Source organism: Nocardia bovistercoris (assembly GCF_015674855.1).
Lineage (GTDB): Bacteria > Actinomycetota > Actinomycetes > Mycobacteriales > Mycobacteriaceae > Nocardia > Nocardia bovistercoris.
Genome location: NZ_JADMLG010000028.1, coordinates 23,867 through 39,359, shown reverse-complemented (window position 1 = coordinate 39,359; position 15,493 = coordinate 23,867). Strand labels below are relative to the sequence as shown.

Genomic DNA, 15,493 nt, shown 5'->3' with positions numbered 1-15,493 from the left:
TGAAGACCATGGTCGCCGCGGGTGCGGGCCGAAGTGCCCTTCAGCGCTGCGTCGCTTCCGAGGAAGGTTGTCCGCATGAAGAAGACCACAGCCTTCGCGGTCGGATTCGCGACCTACCTCGCGGGCCTCGCGGTGGGTTATCGGACCCTCGTGCGCAACCGCTGTCTCAACTGGGGCGCGACCCCCGAGGAAGCCGTCGGCGCGATGGCCGGTGACGAACTGCAGGCCAGGCCCGATATCGTGTCGACCAGAGCGGTCACCATCCACGCCGAACCCGCCGCCATCTGGCCCTGGCTGGTCCAGATGGGCCCCGGTCGTGGCGGCGCCTACACCTACGACTGGATCGAGAACCTGCTCGGTCTGGATATGCACAGTGCCCAGGAGATCCTGCCCCAGTTCCAGAATCTCCGCGTCGATGACGAATTCACACTCGGCGCCGGAGGTCCGACCATGCGTGTGGCCGTCCTCGACCCCGAACACGCACTCGTGTTCGGCTCGACCGACGGGAACTGGGTGTGGGCATTCGAACTCCGCGCCGGAGCCGACGGCACCCGGTTGCTGAGTCGCAATCGGATCACACTGCCGTCGACCTTCCCTCCGTTCCGGCTGCCCTACCAACTGATCATGGAGCCGGGTAGCTGGGTCATGGAACGAAAGATGCTGTTGGGCATCAAAGAACGCGCGGAACGACCCGCCGTGACCGCCCCCGTCGACACGGTCGTTCAGGTCTGAGCAGCCGCGTCCTCCCGTCGGACAGCTATCGGTGTGCATTTCCTGGAACGCCACCGTCGCTGTCCAACGGCCTCTTACCGACACCTGACGGGGGAACCGTGAAGACCATGCATACGAAAGCGTTCACGGTAGCGACGAAGGCTTACCGCGACCCGGCAATCAATCGCACCCGATTCCCATGAACGCGACATTGCTACACTTCTCGATCGTCGTCGCGGTGGTGTTTCTGGTGAACCTGATGCCCGCCTTCGGTCCACCCAATTCGCTTGTCCTCGTGATGTTCCGGCTGAACTGGCAGCTGGACCCCATCGCCCTGGTCGTGGCCGGCGCCCTGACCTCGGGCGCAGGTCGCTACGTACTCGCCGCGGCGACCCGTCGCCTCCGCGGCCATCTCGGCACGCGCAGACAAGCCGGCTTGCAAGCCGCCAACGACTATCTCACCGGCCATCGCGGCCGCTCACTCGCCGGACTCGGCCTGTTCCTGGTATCACCCCTGCCGTCCGCGCAAATGTTCGAGGCAGCCGGTCTGATGGGCATCCCCCTGGTCCCCGTGACGGTCGCCCATGTCCTCGGCAGGCTGGTCAGCTTCACCCTGTACATGAGCGCGACCGGTGTCGCCGAACGAAATCTCGACGCCGAGCTGATCTCCACACTGACCTCACCGCTCGGAATCACACTGCAGATCGTGCTGCTCATCGGTGTCGTCCTACTCGCCCGAATCGACTGGACCAAGTACCTGCCGACCGCGAACACGAATCCGCAGACGACACCCGAGAATGCTGTGGCGCACGGTAAAAAGTTGCGCTGCAACGGTTTCAACCGAAGGCCAGGTCGGTGTCGCGAGACTCACTCTCCCGGGTAGTCGCACCGGCGCCCCCGTTCGATCCCACTCCCGCCGTCATCAGTACCGTGACATTCCCCACCGAACGGAATACCGGGCAATCCGACGGCTGCACGCGCACTCTGCACCGGTTCGAGGCGCTCGCCTACGACGCCGCCGAAGTGCTGATCACAGCCGCCGAATACGTGCGACTCGCTCCCGGGAATATCCCTTTGACCCCGACCACGATATGGCGCCACATCCCCGCCATACACACACCGCCGTATCCCACCGACAGCTACCGGAAGTGCGCTCGAAGGAGTCACCGGAACGATCGACTACGGAGGCGACCTCGTGGTACCGAGTGTCCCCGCCGACAAACCCATGTCAATACTCCGAATCGATGACAGAGAGTACGATCCGACTTTCCGAAACTGTGTGGCGCCGGAGTCTCGAAACCCGAAGCCTGGTGCCCCGGCATCCGTTGACACCACAGCGACCGCCGTGTCTACGGGCCGGCAGAGCGGGCGGTCCTTCCTGACCGATCTCAGGTTTGCTGCCGTTTCCGATCTCGCAGAAGGCGACGACGATGAAGGAGGACGTTCTACTCGGCGCGCCAATCATGATTTACGGTGCATCCCTTGGAGTTCGGAGACTCGACACAACCCGCAACCCCTCGATCCTCGCCGGGCGGAGATCGAGTTCGTGGAGTATGCGTCACGGCGTGGCAGGCTCGAAGACGAGGTAGTGGCGGTCGAGGTAGCCGGGAACCCGACGGGTGTTGAAAGCCGCTTGGACGAGCGCGGCCAGTGTCCCGCCGAGAGCAGCCGCGCCCGATCCGAGGGCGCCGCCGGGCGACCCCGCGACGACGCCGGTCAGTGCTCCGGTGACGAACAGCCACGGGTTGACCGCGTTGAGCAACCGGGTACGACGTGCCTCCTCGTGCAGACGTCCGCGTGCCTCGGCCACCAGGTCGCGCACCGCTTCGTTGACGACCGCGGCGCTCTGCTGCTCGGCGCGTAGACGGTGAGCGGAACCGAGGGCATGCGACAACTGATCACGCCACAAGGCGAAGGCGTCGCTCGTCCGGCGAATCCGGACGGCGTCGCCGACCAGCAGTTGTCCTATCCCCGGCACGTCGACCCGACCGAGTTCGTGCAGACGCATTTGGTCCGCGGGCTCCGGAGCGCCGAGGAACAGAAGCTTCGCGAAGAAGGCCGACGGACAGAGCAGGTCGTAGAATCCGCCGAGTTGCTCGACGGTCGCGACCGCGGCGGCAACATTGTCGACGGCGTCATCGAGCACGGCGCGGCCGTTCAACGTCGGCACGATGTCCAGGAATGCCTCGACGACCGCGCCGTCACCGTCCTCGACCGCTTGGGCGACCAGTTCCAGGGGTGGGCGGCGGTTGCCTTCCCGAATATGTCGCCACAACTGCTGGAACGAGGGCGACAGTCCTCCGCTGACGACCTGGGATTCGAAACTGTCCCACAACTCGTCGATGGGGTATTCGATTCCCGCCGATATCACCCGTGTACCCAGAGCCGCGCTCAGCTCGCGTACCGGTGTCAACCGGGCGGTCGCCGTGAAGTAGGTGTCGATGATGTCCTGGTCGAGCAACGGTGCGATCTCCACCGTCGAGGCGACGGCGGCGGCCAACGCCAATCGACCGAGGGATCGGGCTTCGGCGGCGGTGCCCTGGTACATTTCCGCCGCGGCAGCGAGGGGATCCTCGATCACCAACCCATGGCAGTAGAGCAGCGCACGCAGTACTCCGTTGGAGAACTTGCCCGTACCGGCGAACCGGGGACTCATCGCCGCATTGAGGTTCAGTCCCGCGGGGCCGCTCGCGGGACGGTAGATGTCACCAACCCCGAAGGTGCTCGCGCGCAGCGATACCACCGGCCACACCTCGTGCAACGGCGGCGCGACCCGCGTTCGTTGTTCCATCCGTGCCAGAACCGACTCGGCCAGTTCATCGATCCGCGCGGACGGCATGGCCTCCACGGCAACGATCAGGTCCGGCGACGCGTCCACCCCTGTGATGTCGCGGATCGCATCCAGTGAGCTGCTGGTAATCCTTCGACCCCTCTCACTCGAACATTCCGACCTCGGAAGCTATCGGCAGGTGCCGAGAGTACGCGATCCGCGAGCCGGACCGGCGACCGTCGACGCGTGCGGGTGCCGCATTGCTCGGGGTCCCCGATCGTTGGCGCGCTCGGTCAGTGTCCAGCGGTTCGTGGCGCGTGTCGGCGCACTGCGGGTCCGGGAGAGATCGACCGCATTCGGCAATATCGGGGCAACCCTGAACAAGGTGGCCAACACCTACGACGAGGAGGACCGGTTGTACGCGGAGCAACTGAAGAACATCTGGTAACGGCCGCACGAGAAGGGGGAACGTGACGTGGATTTCAGCGTCGCCGAGTTCGAGGAAGTAATCCGCAATATCGAGGAGAGGCTGGACGGCCTCGACAGCCAGGCGCAATTCGCCTACCGCGCTGCCGCGACGGCGCACAATGCCGCCGCCACCAGGACGCCGAGGATGACCGCGTAGAAGGTCGATCCCGCACCCGCCGAGACGATCAGGGTGGTGGCCGCGTCCTTGGAGATATCGCTGATCCGCTTCCGGGGCACTCGGGCGAGGCCGAGGTTGGCGTCCTCGTTCCCGGCGCCGTCGATGGTCGAGTGGGCACGATGCGCTTCAGGGGTTCGCGGCGCGCAACGATTCGATGGCCTTCGCCACGCGTCGCTGCTTGGTCTCGGCGGTTCTGGCATCGCTGATCGGCAGCGTGAGCTGCTTCTTCCGGCTAGCGGACAACCCCTCGAACACCTTTCGGGTTTCGGCGCCCATCGCGGCGTCCAGCTCCGGCGGGATAACCACCTCTCGCGGCGAGGTGTCGAGTTCGAGTGTCACCTCGAGGGTGTCACCCGCGGCCACGCCCGCGTCGGCGCGTACCTGCGCGCTGACCGAGACCATATAGGTCCCGTTCATGACCGCGACGGTGTTGGAGTAGGTGTATCCGTTGACGGTGACTCGGACCGGCGGTCGTTTACCGCGGCCGAGGCTTTCGACCACCTCTGCCGGTACTTCGATTCCGGTGGTGGTGCCTTTGCCGGGTTTGAGTGTGGTGTGGAATGTGGCCATGCCGAGGTCCTTCCGATGTTGGTGTCGACTCCCGTATCGACGGTTGTTCGTCGGGTAATTCATCGGTCGGAGCCGAAAATCACTGTGCGCACTGCTCGCTCGCGGCGAATGAACGCGCTCCGTCCCTGTCCCGGACTATCGTGAGGCGCGCAGGGCGCGGGAGCGGTCGATGATGTCGCGCAGGACACGGTGTGCGGTTTGCAGGTCGGTAGGGTTCATCTCGCCGAAGACCTGTGTCGCTATGGGAGCGGCACGGGCGGCGAGGGCGGCATCGAGGTCGACGCCCTCGGGGGTCAGAGTCAGGGCGGTGGCCTCGGGGTCGACTCCGGTGACCAGGCCGCGGTCTTCCAGCCCGCGAACGGTGTCGACGGCCGTGCTCGCATCGAGCTTCAACTGCCGCTGTCCGACCAGATAATCGTAGAAGTCACGTGCGGGCCGCGGGCTCTGCCGGCCGAGGGTACGCAGGACCAGGTACTCCCTGATGGTGACGCCGGTATCCGCGAGTGCGTCTTCGAGCAGCGCGTCGAGTGCTCCGTTGGCTTCCCCGATGTCCTGCCCGGTGAGGGTCGGCGCCGTCGGCTCCGATGGGTTCGCGGCGGTGTTGCCGCCGGTGTCCGAGGTGGTCGCGCACGCGGTGGCGACAGTGATGGCGATCACCGCGAGTGCGACGACAGTGTTGATCTTCTTCATGATTCGGGCGCCCCTTCCGTAGGCGGCCTGCCGGTGGCGGATGTCCGCCAATAATAGACAGGCACCTGACTAAGGTAGCGCATTGGACAGGCGGCTGTCCATGCGGTGTGGATCGGAGCCCGTTCGGTCACGGCGCGGGATCGGCGAGGCCGTCCACCAATTCGACAAGGGTCGCGCGCAATTCCTCGAGGCGGCGCTCCCCGACGAGCCGCGCCCATTCCCGCTCCACTTCACGTCCCGCGGTCACGCCCACCGGCCGCACCGAAGCGCCACGGGCGGTGAGGAACACCAAGCGGCCTCGCCGATCACTCGGATCGGGCCGTCGCTCGACGTATCCGGCTCGCTCCAACTGCTCCACCGCCTGAGCCATCGACTGTTTGCGCACGCGCGCGCATTCGGCGAGGTCGCTGACCTGAATCCCCTCGACCGGAACGAAGGGGAAGACATTCGCGTGGGGAGGGCGCAGATCGCCGAATCCGGCGCGCACCAGAGCGGCATCGACCTCACGCGCCCAGTTCTGGTTCAGCAGCCGCAAGAGCAGCCCGAGTAATGGACCGCCATCCTGTTCGGGCAGGTCACCGTCTGATATGCGATTGTCGTCAGGCACCTGACCATAGTAATTCACTGAAGTACGCGGGCGTTCGTCGGCGCACCCGGCACATTCGATATGCGGCAGCCACACGAAATTCAGCGCCACATGAACGAACTGATCTCCCCCGGTCGGCGATCAACCGGCCCGCATTCGCGCGCGCCATGATCGCGAATGCACCGCGAAACTTCCTTCGCGCCGGGACTGTGGAACGGTGCTGCGCGCGGGAAGGGTTGACCTGCCGCGGTTGCTTGGGTGATACTTTGGCTGGCGCCACACGTATGCGCGCAACACTCTGGGCCGATCTCCCGGTCCGACAATCCCATTCGCACGCGGCCGAACGCCGCGCGTTTCGTGCTGCGCCTACGGACGGTGACGCGGCGCTGTCGAGTAGTGACGCCGATGATCCCGTCGTGCGTTCCACGCTGACCGCGTCGACACGACGCGGAGCCCGTCGCCTGCTTCGTGAAGTTCGCTCGCCGACAAGACTTCCCCCGTTCATCGACGCGAGTCCGAACCCACGCTGTCCGGTCCGACACAGTCGGCCACGGCGTATCCCCGAGACCACACGTGCCGCTTCCGATCTCCGAATCGGAAGCGGCACGCGCTTTTTCCGACCGCCGCCGTTCCGATTCGGACGGCTCCCACCGATTTCGAGGTATCCCGTGCCGAAGGACAAGGAACAAGCAAGAAATCAGAAGATCGAGAAGGCAGGAAACCCGAACACCTCGGTCACGCCGAACACCTCGACATCAGCGAAGCCACCCCTCACCGATGAGGAGAGGCGCAGGTGGGCGGCATTGGGGATATCGACCGGTCCCCTACCGTCGCAGCAACAACAGGAACCTCCGAAGGGTGGCCTGGGGCCGCTCGACATTCTGGTCATCACCGAGAATGGTCCCCTCGAACCCGGCGAGACCCTGACACTGCCCAGCGGCACGACCCTCCAGAACAAGCCGGTTCCGTTGGGGAACGGTCTCGGTGGCGTCGAGACGACGATGACCATGCCGGGGTACGACCCGCTGGTGTGGAAGGCCGAGGCAGGTTACGCGCCCAACGAACTGGCGGGTCTGTACTCCACGACCCCCTCCTACACCGCGGCACAACGTGACAACGACCTCGCGGTGGTCAACGGCACCGCTGCCGGACCGTATACCGACGCCATGCGCGCGTACGCGGCCGCGCGTCTGAACGCCCATTGGAATCCGGCGGCGGCGCCAAGGCTCGTCGACGGAAGCGTCGTGATGCCGCGTCCCGGGTACAGTGCCACCCAGTTGTCCAACGACCTCGGCTGGGCGAGCACGACCGGGCCCTTGGACGAACCGAGCGAGCGGCGGCGGCGTGAAGCGGCGGAACGACTCGCCAACTACGCCTACACCGTGCGGCAGCAGGACGACGACCAGATCTATATCCAGCTGGGGAATTTCGCGCCGAACCACCCCGCCTACCGTGAGGAGCTCCGGCGGCTCATCGCGTCCGGTGTTCCGGGCAAGCAGGCCGAGAGCGTGCTGGTCGACAGGATCGCCGCGGCCAGGAATCGACTCGAAACCGCGGGCATTCCGCAACTGAGTCCCGAAGCGGCGGAACAGCTTCGCAACGCCCCACGCAGCTATTCCTACGACCCGCGTATCCCGTTCATCCCGGACGAATCGCCGTATGTCCCGACCCACGACCCCGGTCTCTACCCGAATCTGTACCGCCCCGGACTGATGAACGAATCCGAGTTCCGGCACGGCCTGGGCGAATTGACCGGACTCGCGGATCTGACCGAAGGTCTGGAGAACGGCGACTACGGACAGGCTGCGTTCGGCGCCGGATTGGCGGCCCTGACCTTTGTTCCCGGCCTGGACATGCTGATTCTGGGCAAGATCGGCAAGGGCCTCGAGCGGTTCGGCACGATCCCCGGCGAGGCGGCGGGCACGGGAGCATTCGGCGGCGGGGCCAGAGTCGGCAGCGAGGGACTCGGTCCGATGTACCACCCGTGGGATACCCGACCCGGTACCTCCCTTGTTCTCCCCGAGGGAGCGGGCGTACGGCCTACTGTTCCCGGTCCCCGTGGCTTCGAACACCCCGGCGTGCCGTCGAATCCTGGCGCGGGAACGCACCTTTCCACCGAAGTCCCACCGGGAGCGGCAATTCCGGATCGACCCGGCGGCGGTTACGGCGCGCGGCCCCCGTGGAGTAGAACCGACCCGGCGGGCATCGACGGCCCCGATATCAACGACCCGCGCGCCGATCCTTTCGGACCCCGCACGCGGCCGGGCACGGACATTCCGCGCCGATTCCCCGGTGAGCACGGCGGTTTCGGTCCGAATCCCGGCGTGGGTGCGCGGCCGGCACTGCCGGAGGGTAGGGAGTTGCCACCGGGCATCACCCGTGAAGGAGAACCGGGAAAACCGACCTCGTGGCGAAATCAGCAGGGACGGTACACCAAGAAGGAACCCTGGGACGCGTCCCCGTCCGACTCGGCGCTACCGGGAAAACTACTCGACGACCCCATCGCGCAGATTCCGATCGACTCGTTGCCCGCTCGGGAGCGATGGATGCTCGGCGAAGTGGACGCCGCGCAGAACGCGAGCAAGGCGGTCCGCGACCAGAACATAGCCGAGATCGAGGCAATGCTCGACAGCAGGCAGACCAAGCTCATGGTGTCCGATGGAAAGGGCGGTCTCCGAGAGGCGACGGTCAAGGACTTCTCCGGCGAGAGATTCGACAGGACCCTCGACTCGCTCGACGAATCCCACCAACTCAAACTCACTGATCCCGAATCCATACGCCTGGCGGAGTTGGCCAAGAGTTTGCGCGAGCAGCGGGCGGCGGTCAGCCGCCTGCCCGAGGTCCGTGGTGAGATCGGCGGCGACTACTACGCCAGAAAAGCGCGAATCGATGTCATCCACGAGGGTTCGGGAAACTACACGGCCGACCGGCTCGGGGTGGTGACACTCCCGGACGGCACCCGTCGGGTCGTGTTGCTGGAATACAAGGGCGGTGACTCGGCGACACAGTTCGGCTCCCGCCAGATCGATGTGGGCCTGGACAAACCAGTGCCGTTCGAACAGGGCACCCTGCCCTACGCGCAGGACGAGTTCCTGCGGCCGGACTCGGAGTCGCTCGCGGCGTTGCGCGCCTACGACGAGAAGAACGGCACCGATCTGGCCGAACAGTTGCTGTCGGGACGACAGGACTTCGATTACGTGCTCGTACACACCGATCCGAATACGGGAACCATCACCGCCTACAACGTGGATCCACAGACGGCGAAGAACTTCACCCTCGGCCAACCCGGTGGCCCGCCGCCCCCGAGCGCGACACCGATCGCCGCGACCACCGGGGGGATCGACGGCGCCCCGTCGAACTGGCTCGGCGGTCTCGCCCTACCGGATCTGCACAACCTCGCCGGATGGACGGCGCCCGTGCTGCCGGTGATCGCGCCGTTCCTGCCGCGACAAGACAGGGCCGGGGCCGATCAATCCCTCGTGATCGACATCAGCATGCCCGCGATGGATCAGCGCCGTGTACTCGACCGCGAGTCCGCAGCAGTCCTCACCCACGGCGCCCACATTCGGTAACACGACTCTCGACCATTCGATCGATCCGACAGGAAGTAGCCTGCACTCATGCACACCGACATCGAAGGTGCGACCCGTATCGCCGGGATCGCCAGGGAATTCGACTGGAAGTGGCCCCTCGACGACCCCACCCCGTTCTGCGACGCCGCGGGGTGGGAACTCCTCCGAGAGAACGGCGTCATGTGGTTGCGTACCGACCTCGCGGTGAACAGACCGGAATGTTACGTCCGTCTGGAGAACGGGCACATCATCCGCTTCGCAACGCCGGTCACCGATGTCGCCGATTTCCGGGCACCCACCGAAGAGCGAATGCCCCCCATCCTCCGAGGTTTCGAGGACCTGGCGGACGCTTTCGTCGATGCCCTCGGCCCGCCCGCGCGCTACGAACCAGGTATGGAAGCGATGATCAGATGGGACTACCCGCGGATTATCGTGCGACTCGACGCGGGCGTCGTGGCAGTCACCCTCAGCCTCGTCCGCCCCGAGTATCAGGCCGACATCGACGAATACGCGGAGCGGGAAAGACTCGGTTTGATCGAGGACATCTGAGCGGCATCGCCCATCGGCATGGCCGGAGTAGGCAGGCACAGGCACAGGTGGCGGAGTAAGTAGCAGCTCGCGCCCATCTGAAGTTCCGAGTGATCGGGCGCCTCGTGCCGCCGACAACGGGAAAGGGGTGGTCTTTCCCGGGTGGTCCTCGAGGAACACGAGCAAGTTCTCGGCCTGCCGCCGACTACTGTCGCGGCCGTCGTGCGGCAGTGAGCGTTCCCGGCGACTGCGCACCCTCCCGCTGTCGCCGGTTACACCGCGGCGCGCCCGCCGTCGACGGGCAGTATCGCACCGTGAACGAAGCCTGCCCGTTCACCGATCAGGAACTCGATCGTCTCGGCGATCTCGTCCGCCTCGGCCACCCGCCGCGCGGGCGCCCGAGCACCCAGCGCCTCCAGTCGCGCCGTCCCGTAGTGGTCGACGGTGCCTTCGGTGCGGGTCGGGCCGGGAGCGACGGCGTTGACCCGCACCCCGTGCGGGCCGTACTCGGCGGCCCACGACTTGGTCAGCAGTTCCAGCGCCGCCTTGCTCGACGCGTACACCGCCGAGCCCGGTGTCCCGAATCCCGCGACCATGGTGCTGACGTTGACGATCCTGCCGTACCCACGTGCCGCCATCCCCGGCGCGATCGCCGCGACCAGGAAGAACGGCACCTTCACATTGATCGCGTAGCACGCGTCGAAATCGGACTCCTCGATGACGGCCGTGGCACCGAACACCGCGATCGCCGCGTTGTTGACCAGGATATCGACCGGCCCCGCGACGTTCTCGGCCGCACGCGCCAATGACCGAGCGTCGGCGGCGGTCCTCAGTTCCGCGCACACGAGATCGGCGCTGCCACCGCCCGCGCGAATTTCCTCCACCACATCGGTACCGCGCGCGACATCGCGCCCCGACACCACCACCCGCGCTCCACGCGCAGCCAGCAATCGCGCTGTCGCACGGCCTATTCCGCTTGTCGCACCGGTGACCACCGCCACCTTCCCGCTCAACGACACCGGGCCATTGTAGAGGCGCTCGTATGTACGGTGCGGCGAAACTGGACAGCCCTCATCCGGTGCTGCACTCGGCTGGGAAAACGGTCCCCAACCGTGATCGCCCATCCTGCCCCCACCCGAGGACCCCGAATGGTCCCGACAACACCGCACAACACACGCCGCCCACGACTTTGCCCCGATTTCGCGATCGGTTACGCGGTTCCGGGCAGCTTCCATAGTCGAACGGTTGAGTCGGTACTGCCCGTGGCCAGTATTCGGCCGTCGGGACTGAACGCCACCGACCACACTACGGAGTTGTGGCCGCTCAGCACATCGATATGCCTGAGGCCGGCTATATCCCACAACCGAATTGACGCGTCCTCGCTCCCGGCGGCCAATGTTCGGCCGTCGGGACTGAATGCCACCGATCGCACCGCACCGCCGTTTCCTGACAGGTCGCCGATCTTCTGGCGGCTACCGGTATCCCACAACCGAACCGACTTATAGCCATCGCCGCTTGCCAGTGTTCGGCCGTCGGAACTGAAAGCCACCGAATAGACCGCAACGCCGTTCCCCGGCAGGTCGGCGATTACCTCGAAATTACCGACATCCCACAACCGAAACATCGCGGCTTGACTGCCGGTGGCGAGTGTTCGGCCGCCGGGGCTGAACGCCATCGAATTCACCGGGGAGATGTGACCGCGCAGGTCTGCGATCTTCTGATGGGTGCCCACATCCCACAACCGAACCGCGGTATGCGCACCGCCGGTGGCCAGTATGCGGCCGTCAGGGCTGAACACCACCGAATGCACCGCACCGGTGTCCGCGGAAAGCTCGCCGGTCTGCCGCTGAGTCTGCACATCCCACAACCGAACGGTGGAGTCGAAACCGCCGGTGGCCAGTGTGCGACCGTCGGGGCTGAACACCACCGAATTCACCAGGTCGGTGTGCCCGGCCATGTTGCCGATCCGCTGGTGGGTGCCCACATCCCACAGTCGAACCATCTTGTCCAAACCGCCGGTGGCCAGTGTCCGGCCGTCCGGACTGAACGCCACCGAGAACACCGCGTCGTCATGGGCGAGAACGTCGGCAACGGGGGCGGTCGGCGCGGACACATCGGGATCAGCATGGTCGGTGTCGCGGAGCAGGGTGATCGCGGTCCCGGCCGCGACGGTGCAGAGGGCACCCCCGATCAGCAACCGGCGCCGAGTGATCGGCCGCGGCGAGTGTGGCGGTTCGGACTGTCGGGATACCTGTGCGGGGAAGGCATTCTCGTGGACGCGCGTTGGGGCCGGTGCGACAGGAGCGATCGCCGGTGCGGGGCGCTTCGGTGTAGGGAATCTCGGCGGGGTGATCCGGGCAGATCGGGCAGCTTCGGCGAACGCGAGGCAGCTGGGATATCGGTCGGCGGGATCCTTGGCCAGGGCGGTCGCGATGACGGCGTCCATCGCGGTGGGCAGATCCGACCGCGACAAGCGCAGGTTCGGCGGTGGGTCGTTGAGGTGCGCCGCGATGACTTCGACCGCGCCGCCGCCGCGAAAGGGCACCGTTCCGGTGAGCAGGTGGTACAGGGTGCAGCCCAGGGAATAGATATCGGCGCGGTGATCGACGGGTCGACGGGTGAAACGTTCAGGTGCGGCGTAGGCCAGGGTCGCCGCGACTTCGGCCAGAGTTACGGTGTCGTCGAGCGTGCGGGCGATACCGAAATCGGTGAGCAGTGCCCGCTGTCCGTGCCGGGGGTCGGGCTCGATCAGCAAGTTCGCCGGTTTCACATCACGATGCAGCACATCCTGGGAATGCGCGTAGTCCAGAGCGGCAGCGGCATCGGCGATCACAGCCACCGCCACCTCCGCCGGTAACCCCGAAGGGGCCGCGTTCAAGAGCACACCGACGTCTCCGCCCGGTATGTGACGCATCGACAACCACAACATCGGATCCTCGGGCCCGCTGCGGTCGTAGACGGTGACGATATTGGGATGTTCCAAACGAGCGGCCAGTGCCGCTTCACGTTCGAACGCTGCCCGAGCACGCCGATCACCGGCCAACGAATCGTGCAGCACCTTCAACGCCACACGGCGTTCCAGGCGCGGATGGCGGGCCACATACACCGCACCCATTCCTCCGGCGCCGAGGACGCCTTCGATGACGAACCCGGCGACGACTTCCCCCGCCCGCAGCACCACCCTGATTCCCCGATCTCCGAGACGACACCGCACCGCAGAACCGGGCAGTCTCAGAACAGGAATGTAGCTCACCGAACGAAATGGCGGCAGCACACGACCGCTCACAGCCTCGCCGCGTTCCCCGTTGGCCTCGGCGCACAAGTCGGCCAGGCGCCGACGTCTCCGCCGACATCCCGACGCGCTCGGGCAGATCCAGTCACGCCCGAAATGTGGGACCGCTAGCATCGCTGCGGAGTGTCGGGCGCGTGCGGCGGTGGGAGCCGTACCAGCTACTTCACCGGTGAAACACGCTGACGGCACCACGCTGCCACCGATGCGCCTGCGCTGAACCAGCTACGCCGCCACCTGGGAATTCGCCATATACCTCCCCGGCCCCGACAGCTACGAGAACTCCATCGGCACACCCGCGAGACCCTCGACTGCGCACGCGATCTCGACCTCAACGCCCCCGCCCGGCGACCTACGCGCCGAAGAGAACTATTCGGCGCCGCGACTGGTGAAGTCGAAGGATCCACCGTCGATGCCCCAGGAGATGATCCGTTCGGGGTGAATTCGGATGACCGCGCGTTCCTGTGGCGGGAACGGTGGCTCCTCGTCATCGAGCGCCTCGGCCGTGCCGCGCACCTCGATGCCGCGAATCACATAGGGGTCCGAGGAAACCTGTTGGTCGATGACGAACGACACCCGGCTCCCGACCTCGACGTTGCGGCACTTGCGGCTGGCACGCATTCGCATGCCCCCGATGTCGATCGTGCCGTCGGCGTTCACCCGGTAGCTGGTCGGGTTGTTCTGTACGACGCCGTCGGGTGACACCGTGGCCAGCCTGCCGATCCCGGCCTCGGCGAGGAACTGCTGTTCGTTGATGGTGAAGGTCATTTCGGATACTCCTGGAGTGAATTCGATAGCAGGTGCGCCCCCGGCGGTCAGCCGGATGGTGTTCAGAAAAGTGTCAGGGTGGTGACGAGGGCGGCCAGGGCGGCCAGTTGTAAGGCCACGCGAGCGTGGATGATGCTGTCCCAGCGGGTTTGGAGAGCGCGGGCGTTCGGCGGCGTGCTGCCCGACCGGGCGGCGGCGGTTTGGGCGGTGTTGATGGGCTTGGCGATTCGGATGTAGAGGGCCAGCCAGGCCACGAGTGCGAGCAGAGCGAGTCCCGCGGCGGCGGCGGCGCCGGGGTGACCGCTGATGGCCGCGACGATCACGGCGATGGCGGTGGTGATCATGCCGCCTACACCGATCGGGGGCATCCGGCGGTCGCCGTAGTAGTGACCCCAGCCCGCGGACGCGGTGACGGTGGCGTCGTCCAGGCGAGCGTAGACCGCGCGGGTGATGAGGGCGTAGCAGGCGTCGGTGCCGTAGATCACTCCGTTGGCGAGAATGGCGGCGCCCGTGAGGATTTGTCCGAGTGTGACGAGCATGGCGAGACTTCCTTGCTGGTTGCGGGTCGGTGGATCAGTGGCTGCGCGCACCGATGGAGAGGATGAACAGCGCCCGAGTAGCGAGAGGACGGGGGTGAGGCAGCGAGTGGTCATCGCAGGGCTCGCAATCTAGCACCGCTAACATCACGAGCAAAGATAGCATCGTATCGGTCGGATTGTCTAGCGATGCTAGGATTCCGACATGAGTGCCACCACGCGCCGTGAACGGGAACGCTCCGCGCGCCGTCGTCTGATCATCGACACCGCCCGCGAAATGGCAGAGGACCAAGGCTGGGACGCGGTGACGGTGCGCAAGCTGGCGGACCAGATCGAGTACAGCCAGCCGGTGCTCTACAGCCACTTCGCGGGAAAATCGGCGATCGTGTCCGCCGTCGCGGAAGAGGGTTGCGCGGAGCTGGCCGCCATCACCCGCCGTGCACGGGAGGAGGCAGGCGACCCGGTGCTGGCGGTCGCGGCGGTGGCCGCCGCCTATCTCGCGTTCGCGACCGAACGGCCCGCCATCTACGACGCCATCTTCGGGATGGAGGTGACCTTGGAATTCGGGCCTGCGGCACCACAGCCGTTGAAAGACGCCTTCGCGGAACTGGAACGAACCTTCGCACCCTTCACGGGCTCCGACGCGGAAACCTTCACCGAGGTCGCGTGGAGTTCACTGCACGGCCTGGCCGCCCTGGATCGGGGCAAGCGGCTACGTCCCAGCCACCGTGACGCACGGTTGAAAATATTTGTCGCGCAATGGACGAAGGGGCGCTCCCGGTAAGTCGGATGCCGGTCCCGACACCGAACCCCTGGCCGGACGCGTA

15 protein-coding genes are annotated in these 15,493 nt (G+C 66.0%); 7 read left to right on the top strand and 8 right to left on the bottom strand.

What is annotated here, in order from left to right:
• Window positions 1–75: 75 nt before the first annotated feature.
• Both IT779_RS36145 and IT779_RS36140 read left to right on the top strand, forming a co-directional pair.
• Complete coding sequence (locus IT779_RS36145; RefSeq protein ID WP_196154005.1) at window positions 76–732, top strand: SRPBCC family protein; 657 nt, start codon at window positions 76–78, stop codon at window positions 730–732.
• Between the two features lie 178 nt (window positions 733–910).
• Window positions 911–1,594 (top strand): hypothetical protein, encoded by a 684-nt coding sequence (locus tag IT779_RS36140; protein WP_196154004.1) that lies wholly within the window; start codon window positions 911–913, stop codon window positions 1,592–1,594.
• 675 nt (window positions 1,595–2,269) lie between these two features.
• On the opposite strand, the gene IT779_RS36135 is transcribed toward IT779_RS36140, so the two are convergent.
• Window positions 2,270–3,589, bottom strand: coding sequence for a hypothetical protein (locus IT779_RS36135; protein ID WP_196154003.1), 1,320 nt, complete (start codon window positions 3,587–3,589; stop codon window positions 2,270–2,272).
• Window positions 3,590–3,791: 202 nt separating this feature from the next.
• Between IT779_RS36135 and IT779_RS36130 the strand changes: the two genes are divergently transcribed.
• Both IT779_RS36130 and IT779_RS36125 read left to right on the top strand, forming a co-directional pair.
• Window positions 3,792–3,929 carry a hypothetical protein gene (locus IT779_RS36130; RefSeq protein ID WP_196154002.1) on the top strand — a complete coding sequence of 46 codons (138 nt, stop codon included), beginning with the start codon at window positions 3,792–3,794 and terminating at the stop codon, window positions 3,927–3,929.
• Between the two features lie 27 nt (window positions 3,930–3,956).
• Window positions 3,957–4,106, top strand: a complete 150-nt coding sequence (locus IT779_RS36125) for a hypothetical protein (protein ID WP_196154001.1) — start codon at window positions 3,957–3,959, stop codon at window positions 4,104–4,106.
• A 147-nt stretch (window positions 4,107–4,253) separates the two neighbouring features.
• Here IT779_RS36125 and IT779_RS36120 read toward each other — a convergent pair whose 3' ends face one another.
• From IT779_RS36120 to IT779_RS38655, 3 genes are all read right to left on the bottom strand, one after another.
• The gene (locus tag IT779_RS36120) at window positions 4,254–4,697 is read right to left on the bottom strand and encodes a YdeI/OmpD-associated family protein (protein WP_196154000.1); all 444 of its coding nucleotides are present in this window, start codon (window positions 4,695–4,697) and stop codon (window positions 4,254–4,256) included.
• Between the two features lie 135 nt (window positions 4,698–4,832).
• The gene (locus IT779_RS36115; protein ID WP_196153999.1) at window positions 4,833–5,387 is read right to left on the bottom strand and encodes a MarR family winged helix-turn-helix transcriptional regulator; all 555 of its coding nucleotides are present in this window, start codon (window positions 5,385–5,387) and stop codon (window positions 4,833–4,835) included.
• Between the two features lie 127 nt (window positions 5,388–5,514).
• Window positions 5,515–5,994, bottom strand: coding sequence for a MarR family winged helix-turn-helix transcriptional regulator (locus IT779_RS38655; RefSeq protein ID WP_198429320.1), 480 nt, complete (start codon window positions 5,992–5,994; stop codon window positions 5,515–5,517).
• 647 nt (window positions 5,995–6,641) lie between these two features.
• Between IT779_RS38655 and IT779_RS36105 the strand changes: the two genes are divergently transcribed.
• Together IT779_RS36105 and IT779_RS36100 are read left to right on the top strand one after the other, a co-directional pair.
• Window positions 6,642–9,545 (top strand): hypothetical protein, encoded by a 2,904-nt coding sequence (locus IT779_RS36105; RefSeq protein ID WP_196153998.1) that lies wholly within the window; start codon window positions 6,642–6,644, stop codon window positions 9,543–9,545.
• Between the two features lie 48 nt (window positions 9,546–9,593).
• Window positions 9,594–10,094 carry a DUF6301 family protein gene (locus tag IT779_RS36100; RefSeq protein WP_196153997.1) on the top strand — a complete coding sequence of 167 codons (501 nt, stop codon included), beginning with the start codon at window positions 9,594–9,596 and terminating at the stop codon, window positions 10,092–10,094.
• Between the two features lie 251 nt (window positions 10,095–10,345).
• Here IT779_RS36100 and IT779_RS36095 read toward each other — a convergent pair whose 3' ends face one another.
• The 4 genes from IT779_RS36095 to IT779_RS36080 form a co-directional block, all read right to left on the bottom strand.
• Entirely contained in the window at window positions 10,346–11,092 is a 747-nt protein-coding gene (locus IT779_RS36095; protein WP_332839117.1) for an SDR family NAD(P)-dependent oxidoreductase, read from the bottom strand.
• A gap of 191 nt (window positions 11,093–11,283) precedes the next feature.
• Window positions 11,284–13,254 (bottom strand): WD40 repeat domain-containing serine/threonine protein kinase, encoded by a 1,971-nt coding sequence (locus tag IT779_RS36090; RefSeq protein WP_196153995.1) that lies wholly within the window; start codon window positions 13,252–13,254, stop codon window positions 11,284–11,286.
• A gap of 477 nt (window positions 13,255–13,731) precedes the next feature.
• On the bottom strand, window positions 13,732–14,130 hold the full coding sequence (locus IT779_RS36085; protein WP_196153994.1) for a PPOX class F420-dependent oxidoreductase: 399 nt from the start codon (window positions 14,128–14,130) through the stop codon (window positions 13,732–13,734).
• 62 nt (window positions 14,131–14,192) lie between these two features.
• On the bottom strand, window positions 14,193–14,669 hold the full coding sequence (locus tag IT779_RS36080) for a DUF1772 domain-containing protein (protein ID WP_196153993.1): 477 nt from the start codon (window positions 14,667–14,669) through the stop codon (window positions 14,193–14,195).
• 202 nt (window positions 14,670–14,871) lie between these two features.
• Between IT779_RS36080 and IT779_RS36075 the strand changes: the two genes are divergently transcribed.
• Window positions 14,872–15,450 carry a TetR/AcrR family transcriptional regulator gene (locus IT779_RS36075; RefSeq protein WP_196153992.1) on the top strand — a complete coding sequence of 193 codons (579 nt, stop codon included), beginning with the start codon at window positions 14,872–14,874 and terminating at the stop codon, window positions 15,448–15,450.
• Window positions 15,451–15,493: the final 43 nt, after the last annotated feature.